Source organism: Lentzea sokolovensis (genome assembly GCF_033949975.1).
Classification (GTDB): Bacteria; Actinomycetota; Actinomycetes; order Mycobacteriales; family Pseudonocardiaceae; genus Lentzea; species Lentzea sokolovensis.
The window spans coordinates 65,962-92,827 of the sequence record NZ_JAXAVU010000019.1 but is presented as its reverse complement, the minus strand read 5'-3'; the positions used below and the strand labels follow the sequence as shown (position 1 = coordinate 92,827).

The 26,866-nt window shown below is 67.7% G+C and carries 22 protein-coding genes; 14 read left to right on the top strand and 8 right to left on the bottom strand.

Translation table 11 applies throughout. The features are described 5' to 3' along the window. Window positions 1–94 precede the first annotated feature (94 nt). Together SK854_RS47060 and SK854_RS47055 are read left to right on the top strand one after the other, a co-directional pair. Entirely contained in the window at window positions 95–1,276 is a 1,182-nt protein-coding gene (locus SK854_RS47060) for an RNA-guided endonuclease InsQ/TnpB family protein (RefSeq protein WP_319981719.1), read from the top strand. 166 nt (window positions 1,277–1,442) lie between these two features. Further along, complete coding sequence (locus tag SK854_RS47055) at window positions 1,443–2,441, top strand: LacI family DNA-binding transcriptional regulator (RefSeq protein ID WP_319981718.1); 999 nt, start codon at window positions 1,443–1,445, stop codon at window positions 2,439–2,441. Window positions 2,442–2,460: 19 nt separating this feature from the next. On the opposite strand, the gene SK854_RS47050 is transcribed toward SK854_RS47055, so the two are convergent. Both SK854_RS47050 and SK854_RS47045 read right to left on the bottom strand, forming a co-directional pair. After that, window positions 2,461–3,360: a LysR family transcriptional regulator gene (locus tag SK854_RS47050; RefSeq protein WP_319981717.1), complete on the bottom strand. Its 900-nt coding sequence runs from the start codon at window positions 3,358–3,360 to the stop codon at window positions 2,461–2,463. Between the two features lie 291 nt (window positions 3,361–3,651). Beyond that, window positions 3,652–4,392, bottom strand: coding sequence for a hypothetical protein (locus tag SK854_RS47045; RefSeq protein WP_319981716.1), 741 nt, complete (start codon window positions 4,390–4,392; stop codon window positions 3,652–3,654). A 247-nt stretch (window positions 4,393–4,639) separates the two neighbouring features. Here SK854_RS47045 and tig point away from each other — a divergent pair, with 247 nt between their 5' ends. The 7 genes from tig to SK854_RS47010 all read left to right on the top strand — a co-directional run bounded on the left by tig (window position 4,640) and on the right by SK854_RS47010 (window position 12,172). Beyond that, window positions 4,640–5,986 (top strand): trigger factor, encoded by a 1,347-nt coding sequence (tig, locus tag SK854_RS47040; protein WP_319981715.1) that lies wholly within the window; start codon window positions 4,640–4,642, stop codon window positions 5,984–5,986. 145 nt (window positions 5,987–6,131) lie between these two features. Beyond that, on the top strand, window positions 6,132–6,719 hold the full coding sequence (locus tag SK854_RS47035) for an ATP-dependent Clp protease proteolytic subunit (RefSeq protein WP_189160236.1): 588 nt from the start codon (window positions 6,132–6,134) through the stop codon (window positions 6,717–6,719). A 35-nt stretch (window positions 6,720–6,754) separates the two neighbouring features. Further along, a complete protein-coding gene (locus SK854_RS47030; RefSeq protein WP_090071479.1) occupies window positions 6,755–7,369 on the top strand; it encodes an ATP-dependent Clp protease proteolytic subunit in 615 nt (204 codons plus the stop codon). A 243-nt stretch (window positions 7,370–7,612) separates the two neighbouring features. Continuing rightward, window positions 7,613–8,893: an ATP-dependent Clp protease ATP-binding subunit ClpX gene (gene clpX / locus SK854_RS47025; RefSeq protein WP_093605708.1), complete on the top strand. Its 1,281-nt coding sequence runs from the start codon at window positions 7,613–7,615 to the stop codon at window positions 8,891–8,893. Between the two features lie 160 nt (window positions 8,894–9,053). Then, window positions 9,054–9,632 carry an RBBP9/YdeN family alpha/beta hydrolase gene (locus SK854_RS47020; protein WP_319981714.1) on the top strand — a complete coding sequence of 193 codons (579 nt, stop codon included), beginning with the start codon at window positions 9,054–9,056 and terminating at the stop codon, window positions 9,630–9,632. Window positions 9,633–9,654: 22 nt separating this feature from the next. Further along, window positions 9,655–10,854: a serine hydrolase domain-containing protein gene (locus tag SK854_RS47015; RefSeq protein ID WP_319981713.1), complete on the top strand. Its 1,200-nt coding sequence runs from the start codon at window positions 9,655–9,657 to the stop codon at window positions 10,852–10,854. Between the two features lie 19 nt (window positions 10,855–10,873). After that, window positions 10,874–12,172: a serine hydrolase domain-containing protein gene (locus SK854_RS47010; RefSeq protein WP_319981712.1), complete on the top strand. Its 1,299-nt coding sequence runs from the start codon at window positions 10,874–10,876 to the stop codon at window positions 12,170–12,172. Here SK854_RS47010 and SK854_RS47005 read toward each other — a convergent pair. Genes SK854_RS47005 through fdhD form a run of 3 tightly spaced genes read right to left on the bottom strand, consistent with a single transcriptional unit; the run spans window position 12,169 to window position 15,031 of the window. Next, window positions 12,169–13,047, bottom strand: a complete 879-nt coding sequence (locus SK854_RS47005; protein ID WP_319981711.1) for an alpha/beta hydrolase — start codon at window positions 13,045–13,047, stop codon at window positions 12,169–12,171. The genes SK854_RS47010 and SK854_RS47005 overlap by 4 nt on opposite strands. A 39-nt stretch (window positions 13,048–13,086) precedes the next feature. Then, window positions 13,087–14,217, bottom strand: coding sequence for a CaiB/BaiF CoA transferase family protein (locus SK854_RS47000; RefSeq protein WP_319981710.1), 1,131 nt, complete (start codon window positions 14,215–14,217; stop codon window positions 13,087–13,089). Next, window positions 14,204–15,031, bottom strand: a complete 828-nt coding sequence (gene fdhD, locus SK854_RS46995; RefSeq protein WP_319981709.1) for a formate dehydrogenase accessory sulfurtransferase FdhD — start codon at window positions 15,029–15,031, stop codon at window positions 14,204–14,206. The genes SK854_RS47000 and fdhD overlap by 14 nt, the downstream gene beginning before the upstream one ends. A 65-nt stretch (window positions 15,032–15,096) precedes the next feature. Here fdhD and SK854_RS46990 point away from each other — a divergent pair, with 65 nt between their 5' ends. Next, a complete protein-coding gene (locus tag SK854_RS46990; protein ID WP_319981708.1) occupies window positions 15,097–16,611 on the top strand; it encodes a phytoene desaturase family protein in 1,515 nt (504 codons plus the stop codon). A gap of 47 nt (window positions 16,612–16,658) precedes the next feature. Continuing rightward, on the top strand, window positions 16,659–17,150 hold the full coding sequence (locus SK854_RS46985) for a hypothetical protein (RefSeq protein WP_143139052.1): 492 nt from the start codon (window positions 16,659–16,661) through the stop codon (window positions 17,148–17,150). Here SK854_RS46985 and SK854_RS46980 read toward each other — a convergent pair. Beyond that, window positions 17,041–17,679, bottom strand: coding sequence for a DUF2238 domain-containing protein (locus tag SK854_RS46980; RefSeq protein WP_319981707.1), 639 nt, complete (start codon window positions 17,677–17,679; stop codon window positions 17,041–17,043). The two genes, SK854_RS46985 and SK854_RS46980, sit on opposite strands and share 110 nt — an antisense overlap. Window positions 17,680–17,773: 94 nt before the next feature. Here SK854_RS46980 and SK854_RS46975 point away from each other — a divergent pair, with 94 nt between their 5' ends. Together SK854_RS46975 and SK854_RS46970 are read left to right on the top strand one after the other, a co-directional pair. Then, on the top strand, window positions 17,774–18,331 hold the full coding sequence (locus SK854_RS46975) for an ArsR/SmtB family transcription factor (protein WP_319981706.1): 558 nt from the start codon (window positions 17,774–17,776) through the stop codon (window positions 18,329–18,331). Window positions 18,332–18,600: 269 nt separating this feature from the next. Continuing rightward, window positions 18,601–20,784: a glycosyl hydrolase family 28 protein gene (locus SK854_RS46970; RefSeq protein WP_319981705.1), complete on the top strand. Its 2,184-nt coding sequence runs from the start codon at window positions 18,601–18,603 to the stop codon at window positions 20,782–20,784. Window positions 20,785–20,809: 25 nt separating this feature from the next. Here the strand turns inward: SK854_RS46970 and SK854_RS46965 are convergent, their stop codons facing one another. Continuing rightward, complete coding sequence (locus tag SK854_RS46965; protein ID WP_319981704.1) at window positions 20,810–23,095, bottom strand: FdhF/YdeP family oxidoreductase; 2,286 nt, start codon at window positions 23,093–23,095, stop codon at window positions 20,810–20,812. Window positions 23,096–23,244: 149 nt separating this feature from the next. Beyond that, entirely contained in the window at window positions 23,245–24,102 is an 858-nt protein-coding gene (locus tag SK854_RS46960; protein WP_319981703.1) for a hypothetical protein, read from the bottom strand. A 134-nt stretch (window positions 24,103–24,236) separates the two neighbouring features. Between SK854_RS46960 and SK854_RS46955 the strand changes: the two genes are divergently transcribed. Then, window positions 24,237–26,864: a valine--tRNA ligase gene (locus SK854_RS46955; RefSeq protein ID WP_319981702.1), complete on the top strand. Its 2,628-nt coding sequence runs from the start codon at window positions 24,237–24,239 to the stop codon at window positions 26,862–26,864. The last annotated feature ends 2 nt before the right edge of the window (window positions 26,865–26,866 follow it).

Sequence of the window (26,866 nt, the reverse complement as noted above, 5' to 3'; positions counted from 1 at the left end):
AGAAGTGAACCCGCGCGTCCGTGCCGGTCGTCCGGGCACTGGGACGTACACCCGCGGAGTCAGCTGCAGTTGATCGCTTGCCAGAATGTGAACCATGAGCAGGACGCTGGTGAGGCGGGCGTTCAAGTACCGCTTCTACCCGACCTGTGCGCAGGCAATGGAGCTGTCGCGCACGTTCGGGTGCGTGCGTCTGGTCTACAACAAGGCATTGGCTGCCCGGGTTGAGGCATGGAACTGCGGGCAGCGGCGTGTTACCTACGGCCAGACATCGGCCATGTTGACCGAGTGGAAGCGGCGCGAGGAGCTGACCTTCCTCGGCGAGGTGTCCAGCGTTCCGCTGCAACAGACGCTGCGGCACTTGCAGGGCGCGTTCGGAAACTTCTTCGCAGGGCGTGCCCGTCATCCGCGTTTCAAGTCGCGCAAGAAGTCTCGTGCGTCGGCGGAGTACACGCGGTCGGCGTTCCGCTGGCGCGACGGCAGACTCACGCTGGCGAAGATGAACGAACCGCTGGCGATCGTGTGGTCCCGGCCCTTGCCCGAGGAAGCGGAGCCCTCGACCGTCACCGTCAGCAGAGACGCTGCTGGACGGTGGTTCGTGTCTCTCCTGGTGGAGACCAGTGTGGATCACTACCCGCCAATTGCCACCGCGGTGGGCGTGGACGTGGGTGTGACGACGCTGGTAACGCTGTCGACAGGGGAGCGGATCGCCAACCCGCGACATCAGCAGAAGGATCAAGAACGACTGGCCAGGGCGCAGCGCACGCTCGCCCGCAAGCGGAAAGGATCGGCCAACCGGGAGAAGGCGCGCCGCAAGGTCGCGCGCTTGTGTGCTCGCACCGCCGATCGGAGGCGGGATTTCCTGCACAAGTTGAGCACTCGGCTCGTTCGTGAGAACCAAACGATCGTGATCGAGGATCTCAACGTTTCCGGCATGCTCCGCGGCGGCCGTCTGGCGCGCCTCATCTCCGATGCCTCGTGGTCGCAGCTGCGATCCATGGTGGAGTACAAGGCTGTCTGGCACGGCCGTGAGGTGATCGCGATCGATCGGTGGTTCCCGTCGAGCAAGACCTGTTCGGCCTGTGGCCTGCGGGTCGATTCCCTGCCGTTGAGCGTGCGGGAATGGACATGCCGATGTGGCGCCGTCCACGACAGGGACGTGAACGCCGCGAAGAACGTTCTGGCCGCCGGGCTGGCGGTCACAGCCTGTGGAGATGGTGTCAGACCGACCCGGCATTCGCTGGCGAGGCAACCGTCGCAACCTCCCTTCCGAGGGTGAGGAAACAGGAACCGACGGGCGCAAGCCCGACAGGACTCCTCGGCCTTCAGCTGAGGAGGAAGCCAATGACACCCACCTCCTTGGTCGCGGACCCTAGCTAAACCGGTTTATCTCCGGCTAGCCTCCGAACGTCTTGTTGTCTCGTTCTGGACAGGGTGCGGGTGCGGTGAAGAGGCCAACGATCAAGGACATCGCGGCGGCGGCAGGGGTGTCCAAAGGCGCTGTCTCGTTGGCGTTGAACGGCCGGTCGGGCGTGTCCGAGCGGACGCGGTCGCGGGTGCTGGAGGTCGCGTCGGCCCTGGGGTACCGGCCTTCGGTCACCGCTCGGGCGCTGTCCTCCGCCTCGGCCGACGCGGTGGGGCTGGTGCTGGTGCGGCCGCCCCGTGCGCTGGGGGACGAGGCGTTCTTCTTCCAGTTGATCGCCGGGATGCAGTCCGAGATGTCCTGCGCGCTGCTGTTGCAGGTGGTGGACTCGCGCGAGGCCGAGATCGCGCTGTACCAGCGGTGGTGGGCCGAGCACCGGGTCGACGGGGTGTTCCTGGTGGACCTGCTGGTGTCGGATCCCCGGATCGAGCTGATGTCCGCGCTGGGGTTGCCGGCCGTGGTGGTGGGCGGCGCCGGGCACCACGGGGAACTGGCCTCGGTCTGGGCTGACGACTACGCGGCCATGACCTCTGTCGTCGAGTACCTGAAGTCGTTGGGGCATCGGCGGATCGCGCGGGTGGCCGGGTTGTCCTCGTTGCTGCACACCGTCCGGCGGGATTCGGCGTTCGCCTCGTCCGTTGTGGACGGTGTCGTGGTGGCCGGGGACTACACGGCCGAGTCCGGAGCGCGGGCCACGCGAGAGCTTCTGGGGATGGCCGCTCCGCCCACGGCGATCGTTTACGACAACGACGTGATGGCCGTGGCGGGGGCCGAGGTGGCCGCGTCGCTGGGGGTCGCCGTGCCGTCCGAGTTGTCGCTCGTGGCCTGGGACGACTCGGTGCTGTGTCAGCACGGGCGGCTGACCGCGTTGTCGCGGGACACGTTCGCGTTCGGGGCCCGCGCGGCTCGGGCGCTGGTGGCCGTGATCGGCGGGGCCTCGCCGACGGACGTCGAGGACGTGCTGCCCGAACTGGTGGTCCGGGGGAGCACCGGGACGGCACCGGCGGTGCAGGTGGGGTGAGACCACCCCACCTCACACGTCAGGTGAGAGAGGCGACCTGGTCGCTCACCACCTGGGCCGCCGCGGACACCAGGGCCGTCACCGCCGGGTTCGTCGAGTTGTCCTGGCGCCAGCCGAACTGCGTGTAGACGCGGAACGTCGAGGACCAGGGCAAGCGGACCAACCTGCCGTCGGCGAGTTCGGCGGACACGGTGACCTCCGGCATGAGCGCGATGCCCAGGCCCGACGCCACCGCGCGTTTGGCGGCGTCCACCGAGTCCAGCTCCAGAACGGGGGCACGGGTGTCGTCGTAGCCCAGGGAGTGTTCGAAGAGTTCGTGGTACGAGGCGCCGTTCTCGGCGCGGATCAGCGTGCTGCTCGTGAGGTCGTCCTCGGACAGCGACTGGCGCTGGGTGAGCACGTGGTTCGGGCCCGCGATCATCACCAGGGGCTCGGGGCACAGGACCGTGGTCTCGAGGCCCTCGCGGGGCTCGATCGCGCCGATGAAGAACGCGCAGTCCAGTTGGCCGTCGCGCACCGAGTTCAGGTTGTTCAGCGCGTTGCGGGAGTGCAGTGAGAGTTGGACCGACGGGTAGCGCCAGCACATGTATTCGATGAGCGGTAGCAGACGGTAGTCGGTCAAACTCTGTGCGGAACCGATGACGAGTTTGCCGTGCGGCTCACCGTTCATCGTGATGGCTTTTCGGGCCTTTTCGGTGAGGTTGATGATGTTTCGCGCGAACGGCAGTAGTTCCACGCCCGCGGAGGTCATCTGGATACCTCTGGGAAGGCGTCGGAAAAGGACGACCCCGAGGGCCTCCTCCAACGCCTTGATGCGGGTGGTGATGGTCGGCTGCGAGCAGTTGAGCGTGGCAGCGGCCTTGGTGAAGCTCCCTGTCTGAACCACGGTCGTGAACGCGAGAAGCTGGCGTGTCTCCATCAGGCGGATCCTCGGGGTAAAACGGTGCGACGACTTTTTCTCGTTCGTTCCCGTGGTCCTGTTACGGATGGTGCGGGAGCAGTAACGCTACCTGTCAGCCGCGCCGGCACGATTGGTGCTTATGGAGTCATCTTGATCGGTCGGGAAAGGCTGTTTCGGCCGAAAGAGTGAAAGTGAGACGGGCGCTTTGACGGGCCGTAGCTGGGCGACTCTTTTCGGTTAAGCCTTTCGCCAGGCGAACAAAACAACGCCGGCACCTCCGTGGGGAGGTGCCGGCGTTGTAGAGGTGGATCAGGCCCCGCAGGCGCCGCCGCCGAGCAGGAAGCTGTAGACGACCGGCGGTTCGGTGCCGAGTTGCTGGGTCACGGTGAGGCGGATGCCGTCCGCCCACTCGTAGGTGTGGGGGAACTCGCTGCGCCACGTTTCGAGGATCGACGCGCGCTGCCCGCCGCGGAGTTCGATCGTGGTGGTCCGTTGCGCGCCGTCCGGGGTCGCCGAGTCACCCGCGTCGACGTTCGTCAGAGTGTGCACGCCCATGCCGTTGGTCGGGGCCTTCACCATCTCGCCCGCCGCGTCGCGGAGGTAGAGGGCCAGCTTCGACGTGTCGCCGATCGCGTTGTAGCCGTCCGGGTCGATGTTGCACTTCGCCCTGCGGTTGATCTCGCCGAACGCCAGGAACGGGCCCTGCGAGTCCGTGAGCGCGATCGAGGCGACGCGTTCGGCCATCACGTTCGTGCCCGCGCCGACGCCGGCGTAGAGCATCACCCCGTTTTCGGGCAACTGCGGCGCCGCGTCCTCGTCCGCCAGGTGCACGCCCCAGCCGGGATGCAGCGGGGTGCGGCCGACCACGACCTCGTCGGCCCAGAACGAGATCGGCTCGTCGCCGGGGAGCCAGGTGCGGCTGAAGCCCTCGGTCTGACCGTTGACGGTGAGCGCGTAGGCGGACGCCGTGGCGATCTGCGGGAAGACCGGGGTGCCGGCCGACGCGGGTGCCGCCGCGGCGGTCGCCAGTGCGGCGCCCGCAGCGGTCATGGCGAGGAATCTGGTGAAAGAACGGTGCAAGTCCAACTCCCGGAAGTCGGGTGAAGCCCCCATGACAGCGCGAATCCGCCGTCTGGAGATGACGTTAGCGAACGGGGCTGACAGTGCTGGGCGGTCGTGCTCGCCGGGGTGGCGGCGGTCACAGCACGGGTCTCGCCTAGACTCGCTGGAAATCCGGGCGCCCAGGTGGTGGTACCGGCTGTCTTGCACGTTCTTTGTTCGTTACGAGGAGTCCACGTTGAAGAGCACCGTCGAGCACCTGAGCCCGACGAGGGTCCGGATCAACGTCGAGGTGCCGTTCGACGAGCTCAAGTCGAACTTCGACCAGGCGTACCGGAAGCTCGCGAAGCAGGTCCGCATCCCCGGCTTCCGTCCGGGTAAGGCCCCCGCGAAGGTTCTGGAGAACCGCATCGGCCGCGCCCCGGTCCTGGACGAGGTCATCCAGGAGGCCATCCCGGCCAAGTACCTGGAAGCCGTCAACGCCGGTGAGGTGCGCACGCTCGGCCGTCCCGACTTCGAGGTCACGAAGATCGAGGACGGTCAGACGCTCGAGTTCACCGCCGAGGTCGACGTCCGTCCCGAGATCACCGTGCCCGCGTTCGGCGAGCTCGCCGTGACGGTCGACGAGCAGGAGGTCACCGACGAGGACGTGACCACCCAGCTCGACGAGCTCCGCGCTCGCTTCGGCACGCTGACCGGTGTCACCCGCCCGGTCGAGACCGGTGACTTCGTCGTCGTCGACCTGTCCGCCACCGTCGACGGCGAAGAGGTCGAGGAGGCGCGCACCAGCGGCCTGTCCTACGAGGTCGGCTCCGGCCAGCTCGTCGAGGGCATCGACGACGCGCTCGTCGGCGCGTCCGAGGGCGAGACCAAGACCTTCGCCACCACGCTCGTCGCCGGTGAGCACGAGGGCCGCGAGGCCGAGGTCACCGTGGTGCTGAGCAGCGTGAAGGAGCGTCAGCTCCCCGAGCTCGACGACGAGTTCGCGCAGCTCGCCAGCGAGTTCGACACGCTCGACGAGCTCAAGACCGACCTGCAGACCCGCCTGGGCCGCGTCAAGAAGATGCAGCAGGGCGTGCAGGCTCGCGACAAGGTCCTCGAGGCGCTGCTGGAGACCACCGAGGTCCCGCTGCCCGAGGGCATCGTCCAGGGCGAGATCGACGCGCGCAAGCACGACGCCGTGCACGCCTTCGACCACGACGACGCGAAGTTCGCCGCCTGGCTGACCGAGCAGGGTCAGTCGGAGGAGGAGTTCGACGCCGAGCTGCGCACCGCCGCCGAGCAGGCCGTCAAGACGCAGCTCGTGCTCGACTCGATCGCCGACGCCGAGCAGGTCACGGTGTCCGACGGCGAGCTGACCGAGCGGATCATCTACCAGGCGCAGCGCTTCGGCATCTCGCCCGACGAGTACGTCAAGCGCGCGCAGCAGTCCGGTCAGCTCGGCGCGATCTTCGCCGACGTCCGCCGGGGCAAGGCTCTCGCGAGCGTCGTGCGCCAGGCTGAGGTGAGCGACTCGACCGGTCAGAAGCTGGACCTCGACGAGCTCTTCGGCGAGACCAAGTCCGAAGAGGACTCGGAGAAGTAAAGCCCTTAGCGAACGCGGGCGGTGTCGGGCATCTGACGCCGCCCGTCTTCGTTAAGGTCGATCGCAGAGAGTTTTGACATCCAGATTCGTTCCACCTGGAGTTAGGCAGGCAGACGTGACGCAGCACTCCTTCCCGACCCCCGAGATGCGGTCGGCCACCGCCGGGATGAACCTCAACGACTCGGTGTACGAGCGGCTGCTCCGCGAGCGGATCATCGTCCTGGGTTCACAGGTCGAAGAGGGCATCGCGAACCAGATCACCGCTCAGTTGCTGCTTCTCGCCGCAGAGGACCCCGAGAAGGACATCACGCTTTACATCAACTCGCCGGGTGGTTCCGTCACGGCGGGCATGGCCATCTTCGACACGATGCAGCTCATCCAGCCGGACGTGGCCACGTACGCGATGGGCCTCGCCGCCTCGATGGGGCAGTTCCTGCTCTCGGCCGGCGCACCCGGCAAGCGCCACGCGCTTCCGCACGCCCGGATCCTCATGCACCAGCCGTCGGCCGGTGTCGGCGGTACGGCCGCGGACATCGCGATCCAGGCGGACATGCTGACGCGCACCAAGCGCGAGATGGCCGAGCTCATCGCCGAGCACACCGGCCAGACGCTCGAGACCATCACCCGCGACTCCGACCGCGACCGCTGGTTCACGGCGCAGGAAGCGCTCGAGTACGGCTTCGTCGACAAGGTCGTCACCAGGGCTCAGCCCGTCGGCGACTCGAACAACTGACGTCAGCTAGGAGACCTCAAGTGAGCCAGTTCCACATGCCTCAGTCGCGGTACGTGCTGCCGTCGTTCGTCGAGCGCACCAGCTATGGCATGAAGGAGTCGAACCCGTACAACAAGCTCTTCGAGGAGCGCATCATCTTCCTCGGCGTGCAGGTTGACGACGCTTCGGCGAACGACGTCATGGCACAGCTGCTGGTGCTCGAGTCCGAGGACCCCGACCGCGACATCCTGATGTACATCAACTCGCCGGGTGGCTCGTTCACCTCGCTGATGGCCATCTACGACACGATGCAGTTCGTGCGCCCGGACATCCAGACGTACTGCCTCGGCCAGGCGGCCTCCGCCGCGGCCGTGCTGCTGGCCGCTGGCACGCCCGGAAAGCGCCACGCTCTGCCCAACGCGCGAATCCTGATCCACCAGCCTTCGATGGAGGGCGCGTACGGTCAGGTGTCCGACCTGGAGATCCAGTCGAACGAGATCCAGCGCGTGCGCCGCCTGATGGAATCCACCCTCGCGCGGCACACGAACCGGACGGCGGAGGAGGTTCGCGAGAGCATCGAGCGCGACCGGATTCTGACGGCCGAGGAGGCCAGGGAGTACGGCATCGTCGACACGGTGCTGCCCTACCGCAAGCTTTCCGCCAAGTCCTGAGTGCGGCGCCCATGCTCTGGGAAACCCCAGAGCCCGGGCACTGCGCGCCCACCCGACACGCCGATGTGACCGGTTATCTGGCCTGATCGGCGCGTCGGGGGGCCGCGGGTCCTCCCCTGAAACGGGGTCGGCCAGGTACCGTCAGGAGAACGGGCTCAGCACCCACAGCCAGTGGGACTGCCACAGCAAGTCAGCAGGCGCACTACAGCAGGTGTGCGCCGGAGGGGACATAGGTCAGCGGTCATGGCGCGTATCGGTGACGGCGGCGACTTGCTGAAGTGCTCTTTCTGCGGAAAGAGCCAAAAGCAGGTGAAGAAGCTCATCGCCGGCCCCGGCGTTTACATCTGCGATGAGTGCATCGATCTCTGCAACGAGATCATCGAGGAGGAGCTGGCCGAAGCCGGTGACGTGAAGCTCGACGAGCTGCCGAAGCCCGCCGAGATCCACGAGTTCCTCGACCAGTACGTCATCGGCCAGAGTGACGCCAAGCGCACCCTGTCCGTCGCCGTCTACAACCACTACAAGCGCATCCAGGCGGGCGACCGCGGGCGCGAGGGTCGTGACGACGGCGTCGAGCTGGCGAAGTCGAACATCCTGATGCTCGGCCCGACCGGGTGCGGCAAGACCTACCTCGCGCAGACGCTCGCGAAGATGCTGAACGTGCCGTTCGCCATCGCCGACGCGACGGCGCTGACGGAGGCCGGGTACGTCGGCGAGGACGTCGAGAACATCCTCCTGAAGCTCATCCAGGCCGCCGACTACGACGTGAAGCGCGCCGAGACGGGCATCATCTACATCGACGAGGTCGACAAGATCGCTCGGAAGAGTGAAAACCCGTCGATCACGCGCGACGTCTCCGGTGAGGGCGTTCAGCAGGCACTGCTGAAGATCCTGGAAGGCACGACGGCGTCGGTGCCACCGCAGGGCGGCCGCAAGCACCCGCACCAGGAGTTCATCCAGATCGACACGACGAACGTGCTGTTCATCGTGGCGGGTGCGTTCGCAGGCCTGGAGAAGATCATCCAGGACCGCGTCGGCAAGCGGGGCCTGGGCTTCGGTGCCGAGGTCCGTTCCAAGGCCGAGGTGGAGGCGTCGGACTTCTTCGCCGACTCCATGCCGGAGGACCTGATCAAGTTCGGCCTGATTCCCGAGTTCATCGGGCGTCTGCCGATGGTCGCCTCCGTCACGAACCTCGACAAGCCGTCGCTGGTGATGATCCTCACCGAGCCGAAGAACGCCCTGGTGAAGCAGTACCAGAAGCTCTTCGAGATGGACGGCGTCGAGCTCGAGTTCACCAAGACCGCGCTCGAAGCGATCGCCGATCAGGCGATCCTGCGCGGGACCGGTGCTCGTGGCCTCCGGGCGATCATGGAAGAGGTCCTGCTGCCCGTGATGTACGACATCCCGAGCCGCACGGATGTCGCCAAGGTCGTCATCACCGAGCAGACGGTGAAGGAGAACGTGAACCCGACCATCGTGGCCCGGCAGCCCTCGCGCCGGGAGCGTCGGGAGAAGTCCGCGTAGTAGGGGCGACGGCCTGGGGCAGTTCTGCTCGCACAGAGCGCTCGCCCGAAAGTCCGTCGCCGTGTTTTCCGGGGACACCCCAGACCCCGGGCACAGTCGAAAGGGCGCCTGGTCTCCGGACCGGGCGCCCTTCGTCGTTGTGAGGTTCTAAGGTGGAGGCATGTCGTTGCCTCACGTGCTCCTGCTCCACGGCTACACCGGTTCCGGCCCCGGCCACTGGCAGCGCTGGCTGGCCCAGACGGTGTCCGAGCACGGCGGCCTCGCCGACCTGCCGCACTTCAGCAGCCCCGAGGCGCCCGACCGCGACACCTGGCTCAGTGAGCTCGACACCCACCTCGAAGCACTGCCGTCCGATCGTGAACGGGTCGTCGTCGCGCACTCGCTCGGCTGCTACCTGTGGCTGCACCACGCGGCCCGCGAGAACATCGCCCACGTCGACCGCGTGCTGCTGGTCGCCCCGCCCGAGCTGGACCACCCGGAACCGGCCATCAAGTCGTTCTTCCCGGCCCCGCTCGACCCGGCGGGCCTGCGCCGTGCCGCCACCGAGACCCGCCTGATCGCGGGCGAGGGCGATCCGCACTGCTCGATGGAGGCCGCCAAGCAGCTCGCCGAGGCGTTGCGGATCGAGATCGACGTGCTGCCGGGTGCCGGGCACATCAACATCGACGCGGGCTACGGGGAGTGGCCGGCGGTGCTCAAGTGGGTGCGGTCGAAGACGGTGCCGCTCTCGCCGCGCTAGACGTCACTTCCTTGGGGGGAACGTGATCGACCTTGACGAGCTCGTCGAGGAACACGGCGTCGTCGGCGCCCAGCTCGCCGTCCTGACCGACGGCGAGATCGCCGACTTCGCCGCGGGCGTGCTGAACGCCGACACGCGCGCACCGGTGACGACCGAGTCGTTGTTCCAGATCGCGTCGATCACCAAGGTCTGGACGGCGACGCTCGTCCAGGAGCTCGCGAACGAGGGCCGGCTCGACCTCGACCGCCCGGTGTGCGATGTCCTGCCGGGCTTCAGGCCGGTGATCACACCGCGGCAGCTGCTGACCCACACGTCCGGCATCGACGGCGATCTGTTCCACGACACCGGTTCCGGCGACGACGCCGTCGAGAAGTTCGTGGCGCGCCTGGCCGACGCTCGGCAGATCGCGCCGCCGGGCGAGCTCTGGTCCTACTGCAACAGCGGGTTCACCGTGCTCGGCCGGATCGTGGAAGTGTTGCGCGGCAAGCCTTTCAACATCGTCCTCAAGGAACGGCTGGCCGCACCGCTCGGTCTCACCGTCGCGACGACCTACGCGGAGGGCGAGGCACTGCACGCCGCGGTGGGGCACGTGGACGGACAGCCGGTGACCGATCCGGGACCGGAGTCCGACTGGCCCGCCGGGTCGGCGCTCGCGATGAGCGCCCGGGACCTGCTCGCGTTCGCGCGCATGCACCTGGCGACACCGGCGTTCGCGGTCATGCGCGAGCCGCAGGTTTCGTTGCCGGACTTCGGGAATCGCGCGTCCTGGGGCCTGGGCTGGGACCTGCCGGACTACTCCGGCGGCGTGGTGATCGGCCACCACGGCGCCAACAGGGGCCTGGCCTCGTTCCTGAGGATCGCACCGGACCGCGGGATCGCCGTCGCCCTGCTCACCAACGGCGGCGCCGCACGCGAAGCGTTCGACGACGTCATCGAGAACGTCTTCAGCGCACTCGCGGGTGTGCGCAGGCCGGAGCCGGCGAGGCCGCCCGCCGCGCCGGAAGCGGTGGACGAGCGCTTCCTCGGAACGTACCGCTGTGCCGGCCATGAAGTGGTTGTCACACCAGCAGATCACGGCCGCGTACAGGTCAACCTGGACGACGACGTGCGCGAGTTCGTGGCTCTGCGTTCCGACGCGTTGATCGCCGTGGACGAGCCGCACACCGTGCTGGTGCTCAAAAGCGACTTGCTGCACTTCGGGCGGGCAGCCGCCCGGATCTGAGAACTCCTGGGGGAGAAGCATGATCAATCTGCACGAACTGATCGAGGAACACGGCGTCGTCGGCGCCCAGGTCGCCGTGCTGCACAACGGCGAAATCGTCGACATGGCAGCAGGTGTGCTGAACAACGTCACCGGCGAGAAGGTGACGACGGACTCCATCTTCCAGATCGGGTCGATCACCAAGATCTGGACGGCGACGCTCGTCCAGGAACTGGTGAACGAGGGTCTGCTCGACCTCGACCGTCCGGTGCGCGACGTCCTGCCGGAGTTCACGCTCGCCGACGACGAGGCCGCGCGGATCATCACGCCGCGCCACCTCCTCACCCACACCGCGGGCTTCCAGGGCGACCTGTTCCACGACACCGGCAACGGTGACGACATGCTGGCGAAGTACGTCGAGCGTCTGGCGGAAGCCCAGCAGGAAGTCCCGCCGGGCGAGCTCTACACGTACTGCAACAGCGGCTTCACGTTGCTCGGCCGGATCGTCGAAGTGTTGCGCGGCAAGCCTTTCCAGGTCGTGCTCCGGGAACGCCTGATCGACCCGCTCGGCCTGCGCACCGCCGCCGTGAGCCACGCCGAGTACGCCGACCAGACGTGTGCGACAGGGCATCCGGGCAAGGAGCCCCAGCCCGCGGACAGGCTGATGGCCGAGAGCGACGCCCCGGCCGGCACGGTGCTGGCGATGAGCGCGCGGGACCTGATGGAGTTCGTGCGCATGCACCTCGGCACCAGCGAGTTCGACGCGATGCGCGAGCCTCAGGTCGTGCCGCCGGACTTCGGCTACAACGGCAAACAAGGGCTCGGCTGGATGTTGCACGACTACGCCGGCGGAGTCACCGGAATGGGCCACACCGGATCGACCGTGGGATTCCGGGCCTTCCTGCGGGTGGTTCCGGAAGCCGGACTCGCGGTCGCGATCCTCACGAACGGAGGACCGCCCCTGCCGCTCGTGCGCGCGGTCTTCGACGAGGTGCTGGGCGACCTGGCGGGCCTCACCGTGCCTGACTTTCCCACTCCGCCGGTGCTGCCGGTGCCGGTCGACGTCGAGAGGGTCGTCGGCGTCTACCGCTCCACCGGGCTGGAGAGGCACGTCACCGAAGGCGACGGGGGCCGGGTGAAGCTGCGGTACGTGGCGCTCGACCCGGGCTGGGAGTCCTTCGTCGACGACGACGAGCACGAGTACACCGGGCTGCGGGACGACGCGCTGATCGCCGTCGAGGAGGAGAACGGGTTCCACCCGGTGGTCGTGCTGTGCGGCCGTGATGAGCAGGACCGGGTGAAGTGGCTGCACTGGGGCCGTGCGGCCCGGCGCGTCTAGACGGCGCGCTTCGCGTACTTGGCGAGGAACTGCACGACGTCGGGCGTCACCTTCTGGTACAGCCCGTCGTCGTGGCCGCCGCTCTTCACCGCGCTCACCTCGGGCCGCACCTCGCGGATGTAGCGGCGGGTGCCCTCGATGAACCTGTCGCGGTCGCCGATCCACACGCCCAGCGCGGTCGGGCCGGTGGACCTGATGTGGCGCAACGGGTCGAGCGAGGCCCACTCGCCCTCGTCCTTGAACGCCTTGCGCTTGGCCATCTCCGGCCACGTGGTGATCAGGCCGGGAGAGATGACCGCGGCGGCCGCGATCGGGTCGCCGCGCTCGGCCCTGCGGCGGGCGTAGAGCAGCGAACCGAAGCCGCCCATCGACACCCCCGTCACCGCGAAGGGTTCGCCGTAGCCGCGTTCCTTGAGCCAGCGCGGGACCTCGTCGAGCAGCATGGCCATCGGGTCGTCGCCGGGGATGTTCTCGTGCCAGTAGTTGTCGCCGCCGTCGACCGCGACGAAGCCGAACGCGGGCACCGAGCCCTTCGCGACGGCGGCGGCCAGGACCTCGGGCAGGTTGCCCACGGCCGCGTGCCGGGCGTCGCCGTGCAGGCCGTGCAGCAGGATCGACATCGGCAGGCCGCGGGGGTTCGCGCCGGCCGGGAGGTAGAAGGCGAGGGTGACGTCGCGGTGGCGGGCGGCCGAGTACACGCGTTCGAAGCGGATCGCCGGTTTCGCGGCCGAGGCGGTCCTCACCCGGTCCGTGGTCGCGATCTGCTGCTCGACGGCGTTGGACGACGACACGTACGTCGCGACGCCGGTGGCTGTCGCGATGACCACGCCGATCGCCGCGAGGAGGGTGCGGCGGCTGTACCTCGGTTCCCCCATGCTCACCTCATCGCGTGGGCACCGTTCCTCGTTTCCTTCTCAGAGGACGGAACGCACGCGTAAGGAAGACAGTTCCTCACTCGAATAGCCCAGCCACGTCAGCACGTCCTGATTGTGCTCGCCGAGTGCCGGGACCGCACCCGGTGTCCACTCGAAACCGGCCACCGGCGGCGGCAGCATCCGGGCCGTTCCGCCGGGAACGCGCACGTCAACCCAGGTGTCGAGCTGCGGGTGGGTGGGCAGGTCGGTGATCGGGCGGGTCAGCGCGGCCGGCACGTCGGCGGCGTCCAGAGTGGTCAGCAACTCGGCCGCGGTGAGGCCCGAAAAGGCCTGTTCGAGCAGTTTCTGCAGCGCAGCGCGATGCTCCACGCGGGACGCCACTGTGGCGAACCTCTCCTCCGGCGCGAGCCCGATCAGGTCGCACAGGCGCTGCCACTGCCCGTCGTTCTGCACGGCCAGGTGCACGGCACCATCCGCGCAGGCCACCGGGCCGTACGGCGCGATGCTCGGGTGGTGCGCGCCCGACCGCGGGGCCGCGGCACCCGTTCCGGCGGCGTAGAGCATCGGCTGGTGCATCCACTCGGCCATCGCCGCGAAGAGTGACAACCGCAGCCGGGCACCTTCACCCGTCCGGCCCTGTCGCAGCAACGCCGCGAGCACCGCCGCCTGCAACTGGACGCCCGCCGCGATGTCCGCGACCGAGATCCCGGCGCGGGCCATCACGTCGCCCTCCCCGGTCAGCGACACCAGCCCGGCCTCGGACTGCACCAGCGCGTCGAAGGCCTTGCGGTCCGCGTACGGGCCGTCCCAGCCGTAGCCCGACAGCTCACCGACGATCAACGTCGCGGGAAGCTCCAGCGCGAGCCGCTCCCACACCCGTGGCGACAGGTTGCACAGCAGCACATCAGCGCGCGCCACGAGCCGTTCCAGCACCTCACGGCCGTCCGGGTGGAAGATGTCCAGGGACACCGACTCCTTGCCGACGTTCGTCCACGCGAAGTACGACGACACCTCGCCGCACGACGAGTCGTAGTGACGCGCGAAGTCGCCGGCGCCAGGTCGTTCGATCTTGACGACGCGCGCGCCGAGATCAGCCAGCAACCGCGTCGCGTACGGCACCGCGACGGCCTGCTCCAGGCTCACCACCACGACACCGTCAAGCGGTCTCAACCACGCGCTCCCCACCGGTGTAGACGTTCATCGAGTCGCCGCGCAGGAAGCCGATCAGCGTCATGCCCTGCTCCTCGGCCAGCTCGACGGCGAGCGACGACGGCGCCGACACCGCCGCGAGCACCGGAATCCCGGACATCGCGGCCTTCTGCACCAGCTCGAACGACGCCCGCCCGGACACCATCAGCACCGCGCCGCGCAACGGCACGAGGTTCTGCAGCACCGCCCAGCCCAGCACCTTGTCGACGGCGTTGTGCCGGCCCACGTCCTCGCGCACGACCAGCAGCTCACCATCGACGAACAGTCCGGCCGCGTGCAGCCCACCGGTGCTCTCGAAGACCTTCTGCCGTTCCCGCAACGCGTCCGGGAAGCCCGTCAGCGCCTCGGGCGTGACCTTCACCTCGTCCAGGGCGGGGGAGTAGCGGGTCTTGAGCTTCACCGCGTCCAGCGCGCCCTTGCCGCACACCCCGCACGACGACGTGGTGTAGAAGTTCCGCTCCACCCCGGTGTCCGGCGGCGGCACCCCCTCGGCCAGCGCGACGTCCAGCACGTTGTAGGTGTTCATCCCGTCCGGCCCGGTGCCCTCGCAGAACCGCGCGATCGAGATGTCCTCCGACGACCCGATGACGCCTTCACTGAGCAGGAAGCCGTGCGCGAGCTCCACGTCGTGACCGGGAGTGCGCATCGTGACGGCCAAAGCCTTGCCGTTGACCCGCAACTCCATGGGTTCCTCGGCGGCGAGCGCGTCGATCCTGCGGCGCCGACCGCTCGGCGACACGCGTTCGACCGCTCGGCGCACCGTCACTCGGCCCATGTGCACATCTCCTTCGGAACGCTATGTTCCCCAGCGACCAGGCTACGTGGGAGGGATTCCGGGGCATGGACGACGTCGTGATCGTCGGGGGCGGCCACAACGGGCTGGTGGCGGCCGCGTACCTCGCGAAGGCGGGGAAATCGGTCAGGGTGCTGGAGAAGCTGTCGCACGTAGGCGGAGCGGCGGTGAGCGCCTCACCGTGGGAGGGCGTCGACGCCCGGCTCTCGCGCTTCTCGTACCTCGTGTCGCTGCTGCCCGACCGGATCGTGTCGGATCTGGGGCTGAAGCTGGCCTTGAAGTCTCGTTCGGCCTCCTCGTACACGCCGAACGGCAGGTCGGGGCTGCTGGTCGAACGCTCGCCCGGCGCGGCGACGGTGGCGTCGTTCGAGGCCGTCTGCGGGTCGCTGGAGGACTGGGAGCGGTGGCAGCGCTGGTACGCCGACCTGGAGCTGATGGCGGAGGCGCTGGCGCCGACTCTTTTGGAACCGTTGGTGTCACGGGAACATCTGCGCGTGCACGTCGACAAGGTGGTGCGCGGCCGGTTGTGGGAGCAGGTCTTCGAACGGCCGATCGGCGCGACGCTGCAGGAGCTGTTCGACAACAACCTGGTGCGCGGGGTCGTCGCCACGGACGCGTTGATCGGCACGCACTCGTCGCTGCATTCGTTGCGCGCCAACAAGTGCTTCCTCTACCACGTGATCGGCAACGGCACCGGTGAGTGGAAGGTCCCGGTCGGCGGCATGGGCGGGGTCACCGCCGAACTCGAACGGGTCGCGCGCGAGGCGGGTGCGCAAATCATCACCGGCGCCGAGGTCACCTCCGTCGAGTCGGACGGAAAGACCGCCTCAGTGACCTACGGCGACACGACTGCCGAGGCCCGGTTCGTGCTGTCCAACGTGGCGCCGTCGGTACTGGGACGGTTGCGGGGCCTCGAAGTCCACGACGCGCCCGGTTGTCAGCTGAAGATCAACATGTTGCTGCGCAGGCTGCCCGAGCTGAAGTCCGGCGTCGACGCGCGGCTGGCGTTCGCCGGCACGTTCCACCTCGACGAGTCGTACGACCAGCTGGAGACCGCGTACCTGGAGAGCGCCGCCGGCCAGGTGCCGTCGGTGCTGCCGGGCGAGATGTACTGCCACTCGCTGACCGACCCGTCGATCCTCGGGCCGTCGCTGCGGGGCCACGAGACGTTGACGTTGTTCGGCCTGCACCTGCCGGCGTCGTTGTTCGAGGGCCGCAACACCGAGCTGCGCGACGAACTGGTGCAGCGCTACCTCGACCAGCTCAACGCGCACCTCGTGGAGCCGATCCAGGACTGCCTGGCGGTCGACGCCCAGGGCAACCCGTGCATCGAGGCGCGCACTCCGCTGGACCTGGAGGAGGAGCTCGGCCTGCCGGGTGGCAACATCTTCCACGGGGAGCTCGACTGGCCGTTCGCCGAGAGCGACGACCAGGTCGGCAAGTGGGGCGTGGAGACCGACGTGGACAACGTCTTCGTCTGCGGTGCGGGCTCCCGGCGCGGCGGTGGCGTGAGCGGCATCGGCGGCCACAACGCGGCGAGCGCGGTTCTCGAACGCATTTGAGACATTTTTGATGACACTCCGCGTCATCTCTGGTTACAGTTGGCGGCGTGGGGGACTTCTACGGGATCGCGGAGATCGCCGACGCCATGGGGCTCAGTCGGCAGCTGGTGGCCGTCTGGCGCAAAAGACGCTCGCACGGCATCCCCGAGCCTGACGCGGAACTCGCGTCCGGCCCGATCTGGCGGCGCGAGACGGTCGAGCCGTGGATCGAACGCACGCGCGGCCGGCTGGGCCTCGCGGGCACGCGCGAGTCCGCGAGCAGGAGCCTTCGTCTGCGCACCTGCCGCCGAGTGCTGCGGCTCGCGGCGTTGATGCTGGAAGAACCGCAACGGCCGCGGGTGCTCAACGAGGCCGCGGACCAGTTGCGCGACCTCATCCACGAGGTCGACCAGGCCGCGGACGACGTCGTCGGCGCACTGCTGCGTGAGCTCATCGAGCCGGTTCGCGACCCGGACGTTCCGGCGGAGTTGCTGCGGGTGCCCGTGATCGAGTCGCTGCCGCTCGTGACCGCCGTAGCGCGCAACTCGCCAGACTGGTGACGAGCGCGCCCAACCCGGCCAGCGCCATGTCGGCGTGCGCGTCCCACATGTCGCCCTGCTGGCCGTTGTAGGCCTCGGCGACATCAGGGGCGAGCGTCATCGCGATCGCCCACTCCAGCAGTTCGTAGAGCGCGCTCGTCGCGAGCACGATCTCCACCGACCGCACCCATTTCCGCCGCAGGATCGCGGTCAGGCACACGCCGTACGCGAAGTGCACGAGCCGGTCGAAGTGGTTGCGGTCCCAGGAGAACGCCTCCGACAGCCGCACGCCGAACAGCGCGTCCGTCCAGTCGTCGTACGGGACGAACGAGTAGATCCACCGCGCCGCGATCGTGTGCAGCGCGAGGAAGACCAGCGCCCACGCCCACTGTGTGGTGTCCAGCCTGCGTCTCAGCAGCCACAGCGCCACGATCGCCACCGCCGTCAACGAGCTGTGCAACGCCTGCTCGGCGGGCCAGGGCGGCTTGATCCACGTCACCGCCACCAGCGCACCGAATGCCCCCAGCAGCCACAACTGCCCCCGTGTCATGCGCACAGCCTGGCGGATCTTGGCCGGTTTTATATCAGGATTTATATATCAAGGAACCTTGCTAAAGGTTTGTTGATGTGGGTACCGTGGTGCCATGGCCGACGCTCGCATCAGTGACCCCAAGGCGCTTCGGGCGCTTTCGCACCCGTTTCGGTGGAAGTTGATCAACCTGCTCACCGAGCAGGGACCGAGTACTGCGACGCAGTGCTCGGTGAAGCTCGGGGAGAGCGTTGCCACCTGCTCCTACCACCTGAACATGCTGGCCAAGTACGGCTTCGTGGCGGAGGTGGAAGGCCCGGGCAGGCAGAAGCCGTGGAGGATCGTCACGCGTCACCAGATGATCTCGACCGAAGGCCTCGATGACGAAGGGGCGCTGGCTGCCGAGGCCGCTGAGATGGCCTATCTGGATCAGGAGTTCGAGCGCATCCGCGAATACGCGCGCCAGCACGAGCACCTGTCGGAGGAGTGGCGCGATCACTGGGGCATCAGCAGCGCCACGACGTTCCTGACGCGCGAGGAGTTGCGCGAGGTTCAGCACGGGATACGGGCGTTGCTTGATCGCTACGACGAGCGCGTGGAGAACCCGGAGTTGCGACCTGAAGGCGCCCGAGCGGTGCGCTTCTTCGTCAGTACAACCGTTTCGCCCGAGTAAGTCCGAACTGAGGGGATTCATCATGTTGTCGCACCACGACACGTTTGCTATCGCAAAGCAGCGCCAGGCCGACTTCGAGGCCGACGCGGCCGCGCGCAGGCTCGTTCGCGCACCTGAGGAGGCCACGCAACCCGAGCAGCGGGTCGGCGGAGGCTTGCTCGCGACAGGTCGCCGCCGCTGGAGGCTGTTCGGTCGCGTTCGACCGGCGTAGCGTGTGACCTCCCCGCCGCCGTAAACGTTTTCACGACGTTACAACGGGGAGGACATCGGTGTTACGGAGACTCGGCGTGGCGGTGACCGCGGCACTGCTGGGCATCATGATGCTGGCGGAACCCGCGCAGGCGGCGGACTTCAACGTCAAGGACTACGGGGCCGCCGGCAACGGCAGCGCGAACGACACAGCGGCCATCGACAGGGCGATCACGGCGGCGAACGCGGCGGGTGGCGGGACCGTGCGGTTCCCGTCCGGCACGTACCGCTCGCCCAACTCGATCCACATGAAGAGCAACGTCACGCTCCAGCTCGACTCCGGCGCCACGATCATGGGCGCGAGCGGCAGCGGTTACGACAAGCCGGAGCCCAACCCCAACGACAAGTACCAGGACTACGGGCACAGCCACTTCCACAACGCCATGATCTGGGGCGACCGGCTGACCAACATCGGCTTCGTCGGCTCCGGCACCATCGACGGCGGTGGCGCGCTGATCACGGGCAACCCGGACAGCGGGCAGGCTGACAAGATCATCTCGTTGACGCGCTGCGAGAACCTCACGGTCAGCGGCATCAAGCTCCGCCGCGGCGGGCACTTCGCGATGCTGATCAACGGCTGCCGCAACGTCGTGTCCGACCGGCTCACGATCGACACCGCGAGCGACCGCGACGGCTGGAACGTCATCAGCACCACCAACGTCACGATCACCAACGGCAACTTCGCGGGCAACGACGACGCGCTGGCGTTCAAGAGCGACTACGCCCTCGGCCAGAAGCTGAGCAACGGCAACGTGAAGGTCTACGACACCAAGCTCAGCGCGGGGTGCTGCAACGCGTTGATGTTCGGCTCGGAGACGTGCGGCGACTTCACCGGCTACGACTTCCAGCGCATCCACATCCAGGGCTCGAACAAGTCAGGGCTCGGGCTCGTCTCGATGGACGGCTCGGTCATCTCCGACGTGCACTACAAGGACATCACCGTCAGCGGCGTGCGGTCGCCGATCATGCTCAAGGTCGGCGCCCGCAAACGCTGCGGCAACAGTCCCGGCGTCGGCACCATCAAGAACATCACCTACGACAACATCACGATCAACGGCGCCTCGCCGTCGTTCAGCCCGACGATCATGGGCGACGTCGACGGCCACGTCACCGACGTGACCTTCACCAACGTCAAGATCAACGTGCCCGGCGGCAACGGCACCATGTCGACGAACCCGCCGAGCAACGACCGCACCAACTACAACCCGAACAGCATCGGCACCCGGCCCGCCTACGGCTGGTACGTCCGTTACGCCGACCGCATCAAGTTCCTCAACAGCGCCGTGTCGTTCACCAGCAACGACGGCCGGCCCGCGGTGATCGCCGACAACTCCACCGACCTCACCTTCGACACGTTCGGCTGGGAGCGGGGCACCAGCAGTCCGACAGACTTCTTCTTCCGCAACACCAACGGTTTCTGCGTCCGCAACTCAGGTTCGCCACGCGTGCAGAACACCGGCTCCACCGAGAAGTGCGGGAACGACTTCAGTCTTGCCGTCGACCCCGCGTCACGCGTGGTCGAACCGGGGGAGACGGCATCGTTCACCGTCAGCGCGGCCTCGACCGGTTCGCCGGGCCCGATCAGTCTCGACGCCGACAACGTGCCCGCCGGGACCGTGGTGCAGTTCAGTCCGCCCACGATCAACCCAGGTCAGACGTCCACGATGACCGTGGCGACGCTGCCGGACACACCGCACGGCTCCACGAACATCAACGTCATCGGCACGGCCGGTCAGATCACGCGGTCGGCCGTCGCGATCCTGACCGTCGGCGACCAGCCCGCGGAACTGGAACTGAGCGGACTGACCGTGGCGGACACCGGGAACGCGGGCGACTGGTCGGTGCGGACCGGCCTGCGCACGGGTGTCGCGCAGTACGGCGACCGCGACTTCACGTTCAGTGCCGTGCCAGCCGAGGTGACGGGAGTGAAGTGGATCCGCACGGCCAACGACTCGAAGTCCGCGACGCAGAACCCGTTGGCGCGCTTCACGATCAACCGCGACGCGCTGGTCTACGTCGCGGTCGACACGCGGCTCGGCAAACGTCCGTGGATGGACGCGCTGTGGCTCGACAGCGGCCTGCAGCTGGTCAACACCGAAGGGTCCCCGAAGACCTTCCGCCTGTACGCCAAGGGTTTCCGGGCGGGGGAGGTCCAACTGGGACCCAACGGCGGTGCCAGCAACTACACGGTGCTTGTCGAGTAGAAGAAAGGGCCACTCACGGTGATCGTCAAATAGCTTCCAGGCGCACGATCACCGACTTGGAGGTCGGCGTTCCCGAGATGTCCGCCTTGGAGTCCAGCGGCACCAACGGGTTCGCCTCGGGGAAGTACGTGGCCACGCATCCCCGCGCGGTCGAGTAGGAGACGATCCGGAACGACTCGGCGCGGCGTTCGACGACGCCCGTCGGGTCGTCCTTCCACTCCGAGATGATGTTCACCATCTGCCCGTCGGAGAACCCCAAAGCCTTGATGTCGTCGGGGTTCACGAACACCACGCGACGGCCGTCCTTCACGCCGCGGTAGCGGTCGTCCAGGCCGTAGATCGTGGTGTTGTACTGGTCGTGGCTGCGCAGGGTCTGCATCAGCAGGCGGCCCTCGGGGATCTCGATGACCGTCATCTCGTTCGCCGTGAAGTTCGCCTTGCCGGTCGCCGTCGCGAACTCCTGCGAGTCACGCGGCGGGTGCGGCAGCACGAAACCGTCGGGCTGACGCACGCGCGTGTTGTAGTCGGTGCAACCCGGTACGACACGGGAGATGTGCTCGCGAACGACGTCGTAGTCCTTCTCGAACTCCTCCCACGCCACGGGGTGCGAGGCGCCGAGCGTCTTACGGGCTAGCCGGCAGACGATCGAGACCTCGGACAGCAGCTGCTCCGACGCGGGCTTGAGCCGGCCGCGGGATCGATGGACGACCGACATCGAGTCCTCGACCGTCACGAACTGCTCGCCCGAGTGCTGCACGTCGCTCTCGGTGCGGCCCAGGGCGGGCAGGATCAACGCCGTCTTCCCGTGCACCACGTGCGAGCGGTTGAGCTTCGTGGAGACGTGCGCGGTCAGCGAGCACTGCTCCAGCGCCTTCTCCGTCACCGGGGTGTCCGGGGTGGCGCTGACGAAGTTGCCGCCCATCGCGATGAACACCTTGCCGCGGCCTTGGCGCATCGCGTTGATGGCGTCGACGGTGTCGAAACCGTGCTTGCGCGGCACGGAGATGCTGAACTCGTTCTCCAGCGCCAGCAAGAACTTCTCCGGCATCTTCTCGTAGATGCCCATCGTGCGGTCGCCCTGCACGTTCGAGTGGCCGCGCACCGGGCACAGGCCCGCGCCCGGCTTGCCGATCATGCCGCGCAGGAACATGACGTTCGTGACCTCGCGGATCGTCGGCACGCTGTGCTTGTGCTGCGTCAGGCCCATCGCCCAGCAGGCGATCGTGCGCTTCGAGTCGACGAACATCCCGGCCACGCGCGTGATCTGCTCGCGGGTCAGGCCGGTCGCGGTGAGCACGGCGTCCCAGTCGAGCTCGCGCAGGCTCTCCGCGTAGGCCTCGAAACCGTGCGTCTTCGCTTCGATGAACGTCTTGTCGAGCTTGTCCCACTGCAGCAGCAGGTGACCGACGGCCTGGAACAGCGCCTGGTCGCCACCGACCTTGATCTGCACGAACTCGTCGCTCAGCGCGGTGCCGCGGCCGACGACGCCCGCGACGTTCTGCGGGTTCTTGAACCGCATCAGGCCCGCTTCCGGCAGCGGGTTGATCGCGATGATCTTCGCGCCGTTCTTCTTCGCGTCCTCCAGCGCGCTGAGCATGCGCGGGTGGTTCGTGCCGGGGTTCTGGCCGATGACCACGATGAGGTCGGCGAGGTCGAAGTCCTTGATCGACACCGAGCCCTTGCCGATGCCGATGGTCTCGTTCAGCGCCGAGCCGGACGACTCGTGGCACATGTTCGAGCAGTCCGGCAGGTTGTTGGTGCCGAACGAGCGGACCAGCAGCTGGTAGAGGAACGCGGCCTCGTTGCTGGTGCGGCCGGAGGTGTAGAAGATCGCCTCGTCCGGGGACGACAGCGATGTCAGCTCGTCGGCCATGAGCGTGAACGCCGCGTCCCAGCTGATCGGTGTGTAATGCGTCGCACCGGGCCTGAGGACCATCGGTTCGGTGATCCGGCCCTGCTGGCCGAGCCAGTAGTCCGTCTTCGTCCGCAGGCTCTCGATGGAGTGCTCGGCGAAGAACTCGGGCCCGATTCGTCGTTTGGTGGCTTCCTCCGCGACGGCCTTCGCGCCGTTCTCGCAGAACTCCGCCATCTTGCGGTGACCCTGCGGTTCGGGCCACGCGCAACCAGGACAGTCGAAACCTTCACGCTGGTTGAGCAGTCGCAACGTCTTGACCGTGCGCCCGACACCCATCTGCTCGACCGCGCGGTCGAGCGACACGAGAACACCGGGAATTCCCGCTGCCCAGGTCTTGGGGGTGCTGACTTCGAGCGCGGACTCGTCGACGTCGTGCTGCGGGGGCTTGCTGCTCATACGTGCATTGTTCGCTGATCGAGGTCGGCGCCGCCAGCGCCCCCGAAGAACGCGGCGGCGCCGTCGACACGGGCCCCAAGGGGTTTGAACGGTCCGTGACGGTCAATTGTGATCGCCGTCACTCTCGTCCGGCACCTCTGAAAGAGTGATCAATCGCAGCTGTTCTCGGTCGGCACCTGTCCGTCCACGGAGAAGTACTGCTTCTCGTCACCGGCGACGCCCTCACCGAGCTTGGGCGGCTCGGTGAACTGCGGCGCGAGGAAACCGTCCTTCGCCGCCTGGCACGCGATCGAGTACTGGAAACCCGTCGAGTCCGAGGGCCACAGTCCTTCGGGAGTGATCGAGTAGGTGACCTTCTCGCGGACCGCCGCGACCATCTCCATCTGGCTGAGGAGCTTCTTCGGCTCCGGCGGCTCGAACGCGTAGGCGAACACGTAGTCCGCCGTCACGGCCGGATAGCCGTCCTTCTCCCCGAGAGTCATCTTCCCGGACACCTTGATGCCGTTCGGGAGCAGCTTCGTGCCCTGCTTGAGCCGGGTGGTCCAGCCCGCGATCTCCTTCACGACGTACTCGCGCACCTCCGGCGCCAGCATCGCGAGGAACCGGTCCGGCTTGTGCTCGCCGAGCATCACCGGGTCGAGGCGCGACGCGATGAGCGCCTGCCGGACCTGCTCGAACGCCGGATTCGCGTCCGGCGCGACGATGCCCTTGTCGCCGTCGGGCCACTGCTCCGCGGGCGTGCCGGCGAACGGGACCTCGACGTTCGCTCCCGTGTGCGGCAGCTCCACGTCCGGCATCGAGACCTCGCCGAACTTGCCCGCCCTGTAGAGCCCGAACAGCACCGCGCCGATCACGACCAGGGCGATGGCGGACACGACCTTGCCGCTGTGTCTGCCTCGTCTGGCCTTGCGGCGCTGCTTGCGGATGTCCCGCTTGGCGCGTTTGTTCGCGGCGCGGATCCAGGCCGCGTCCTTCAGATCAGGATGATCGTCAATGTCGTACTGCAACGTTCCCCCCAGATGTTCGGGGCACATCTTCGGTCACTCCGAACCACGCTGTCGACCGGCTCCCGGTTGCCGCGGGGGCGTTATCAGGTATCTCGTTTCAAGTCGAGACCCTGGCCTCCGTAGACTTCACGGCTGTGACTGAACTCGACACCGCAACCCAGCGTCCTGACCTCCCCGCCGCGTGGACTCCGGCGGAGGTAGAGGCGGAGCTGTACCAGCGGTGGGTCGACCGGCGTTACTTCGAGGCCGACGTCAAGAGCGACAAGCCGCCGTTCACGATCGTGCTGCCCCCGCCGAACGTCACCGGCAGCCTCCACATGGGCCACGCGATGAACCACAGCGTGATGGACGCGCTGTCGAGGCGCCGCCGCATGCAGGGCTACGAGGTCCTGTGGCTGCCCGGTATGGACCACGCGGGCATCGCGACCCAGAACGCCGTCGAGCGCGACCTGGCCAAGCAGGGCATGTCCCGGCAGGACCTCGGGCGCGAGAAGTTCGTCGAGCGCGTCTGGGAGTGGAAAGAGGAGTACGGCGGCAAGATCCTCGACCAGATGAAGAGGCTCGGCGACGGCATCGACTGGTCGCGCGAGCGCTTCACCATGGACGAGGGGCTGTCGCGCGCCGTCCAGACGATCTTCAAGAAGATGTACGACGACGGCCTGATCTACCAGGCCGAGCGGATCATCAACTGGTGCCCGCGCTGCCAGACGGCGCTGTCGGACATCGAGGTCGACCACAGCGAGGACGACGGCGAGCTCGTCTCGATCCGCTACGGCGACGGGGACGCGTCCATCGTCGTCGCGACCACGCGCGCCGAGACGATGCTCGGTGACACCGCGGTCGCCGTCCACCCGGACGACGAGCGCTACCAGCACCTCATCGGCACCGAGGTCGAACTCCCGCTGACCGGCCGGCGCATCCCGATCGTCGCCGACACGCACGTCGACCCGAAGTTCGGCACGGGCGCGGTCAAGGTGACGCCTGCCCACGACCCGAACGACTTCGAGATCGGCCAGCGCCACGGCCTGCCGAACCTCACGATCATGGACGGCCGCGCGACCATCACCGCGCACGGCCCGTTCGAGGGGATGGACAGGTTCGAGGCCCGTCCCGCGATCGTCGCGGCACTGCGCGCCGACGGCCGGATCGTCGCGGAGAAGCGGCCGTACGTCCACTCCGTCGGGCACTGCTCGCGGTGCAACACGGTCGTCGAGCCGCGCCTGTCGCTGCAGTGGTGGGTCAAGGTCGAGACCATCGCCGAGGCCGCGTCCGCCGCCGTCCGCGACGGTCGCACCAAGATCCACCCGGCCGAGCTGAACAAGCGGTACTTCGACTGGACCGACAACCTGCACGACTGGTGCATCTCGCGTCAGCTGTGGTGGGGTCACCGGATCCCGGTCTTCTACGGCCCGAACGGCGAGGTCGTCTGCGTCGGACCGGACGACGAGGTGCCCACCGGTGAGGGCTGGCGTCAGGACGAGGACGTCCTCGACACGTGGTTCTCCTCGGGTCTGTGGCCGTTCTCCACGCTGGGCTGGCCCGAGTCCACTGAGGACCTTCGCAAGTTCTATCCGACGTCCGTTCTCTCGACCGGCTACGACATCCTGTTCTTCTGGGTCGTCCGGATGATGATGTTCGGCCTCTACGCGATGGACGGGGTCCAGCCGTTCGACCACGTCTTCCTGCACGGTCTGATCCGCGACCAGCACGGCAAGAAGATGTCGAAGTCCAAGGGCAACGGCATCGACCCGCTGGACTGGATGGAGCGCTACGGCGCGGACGTCACGCGGTTCACGCTGCTGCGCGGCACGAACCCCGGTTCGGACATGGCCGTCTCCGAGGAGCGGGCGGCCGGCTCCCGCAACTTCACCACGAAGCTGTGGAACGCCTCCCGTTTCGCGCTGGCCAACGGCGCGACGGTGGACCGTCCGCTGCCGGAGCGTTCCGAGCTGACGGCGGCCGACCGCTGGATCCTCGACGAGCTCGACGCCCTGGTGTCCACTGTGGACTCCAACTTCGAGGCGTTCCAGTTCTCCCGTGCCTGCGAGGCGCTGTACAGCTTCACGTGGGACGAGTTCTGCGACTGGTACCTGGAGATCGCGAAGGTCCAGATCGCGGACGGGCGCGCCGAGGCCACGCAGTCCGTCCTGGGCCACGTCCTCGACGTCCTGCTGCGCCTGCTGCACCCGTCGATCCCGTTCATCACCGAGACGCTGTGGACGTCGCTGACGGGTGGAGAGTCGCTCGTCGTCGCCTCGTGGCCGTCCGTCTCGGGTGCCGAGCGGGATGCTGACGCGGCAGCGGAGATCGAGGGCTTGAAGAAGCTCGCGACCGAGATCCGCCGGTTCCGTTCCGAGCAGGGCCTCAAGCCGGGCCAGAAGGTCGCGGGCAAGGTCCGCGGCGCGTGCTGCGTCGGCCTGATCGACCAGGTCCCGTCCGTGCGCGCGATGACGCGGCTCACCGAGCCCGGTGACGAGTTCACCGTCTCGGCGACGCTGGAGGTCGGCCTGCCCAAGGGCGCGGTGAAGGTCGAGCTGGACCTGTCCGGCACGATCGACGTCGCCGCCGAGCGCAAGCGCCTGGCGAAGGACCTGGCCGTGGCGCAGAAGGAACTCGAAGGCACAACGAAGAAGCTGGGCAACGAGGCGTTCCTCGCCAAGGCGCCCGCCGACGTCAAGGCCAAGATCGAGGAGCGCAAGGCCACCGCCGAGTCCGAGATCGCCCGCATCAACGAGCGCCTGGCCGCGCTCCCGGAGGCGTAAGC

Bases quoted from the DNA above. Each gene is read 5' to 3' on its own strand.
- SK854_RS47060 (WP_319981719.1), top strand. From the start codon at position 95: ATGAGCAGGACGCTGGTGAGGCGGGCGTTCAAGTACCGCTTCTACCCG.
- SK854_RS47050 (WP_319981717.1), bottom strand. From the start codon at position 3,360: ATGGAGACACGCCAGCTTCTCGCGTTCACGACCGTGGTTCAGACAGGG.
- SK854_RS47045 (WP_319981716.1), bottom strand. From the start codon at position 4,392: ATGACCGCTGCGGGCGCCGCACTGGCGACCGCCGCGGCGGCACCCGCG.
- SK854_RS47035 (WP_189160236.1), top strand. From the start codon at position 6,132: ATGCGGTCGGCCACCGCCGGGATGAACCTCAACGACTCGGTGTACGAG.
- SK854_RS47030 (WP_090071479.1), top strand. From the start codon at position 6,755: ATGCCTCAGTCGCGGTACGTGCTGCCGTCGTTCGTCGAGCGCACCAGC.
- clpX (WP_093605708.1), top strand. From the start codon at position 7,613: ATGGCGCGTATCGGTGACGGCGGCGACTTGCTGAAGTGCTCTTTCTGC.
- SK854_RS47020 (WP_319981714.1), top strand. From the start codon at position 9,054: ATGTCGTTGCCTCACGTGCTCCTGCTCCACGGCTACACCGGTTCCGGC.
- SK854_RS47010 (WP_319981712.1), top strand. From the start codon at position 10,874: ATGATCAATCTGCACGAACTGATCGAGGAACACGGCGTCGTCGGCGCC.
- SK854_RS47005 (WP_319981711.1), bottom strand. From the start codon at position 13,047: ATGGGGGAACCGAGGTACAGCCGCCGCACCCTCCTCGCGGCGATCGGC.
- fdhD (WP_319981709.1), bottom strand. From the start codon at position 15,031: ATGGGCCGAGTGACGGTGCGCCGAGCGGTCGAACGCGTGTCGCCGAGC.
- SK854_RS46990 (WP_319981708.1), top strand. From the start codon at position 15,097: ATGGACGACGTCGTGATCGTCGGGGGCGGCCACAACGGGCTGGTGGCG.
- SK854_RS46980 (WP_319981707.1), bottom strand. From the start codon at position 17,679: ATGACACGGGGGCAGTTGTGGCTGCTGGGGGCATTCGGTGCGCTGGTG.
- SK854_RS46975 (WP_319981706.1), top strand. From the start codon at position 17,774: ATGGCCGACGCTCGCATCAGTGACCCCAAGGCGCTTCGGGCGCTTTCG.
- SK854_RS46965 (WP_319981704.1), bottom strand. From the start codon at position 23,095: ATGAGCAGCAAGCCCCCGCAGCACGACGTCGACGAGTCCGCGCTCGAA.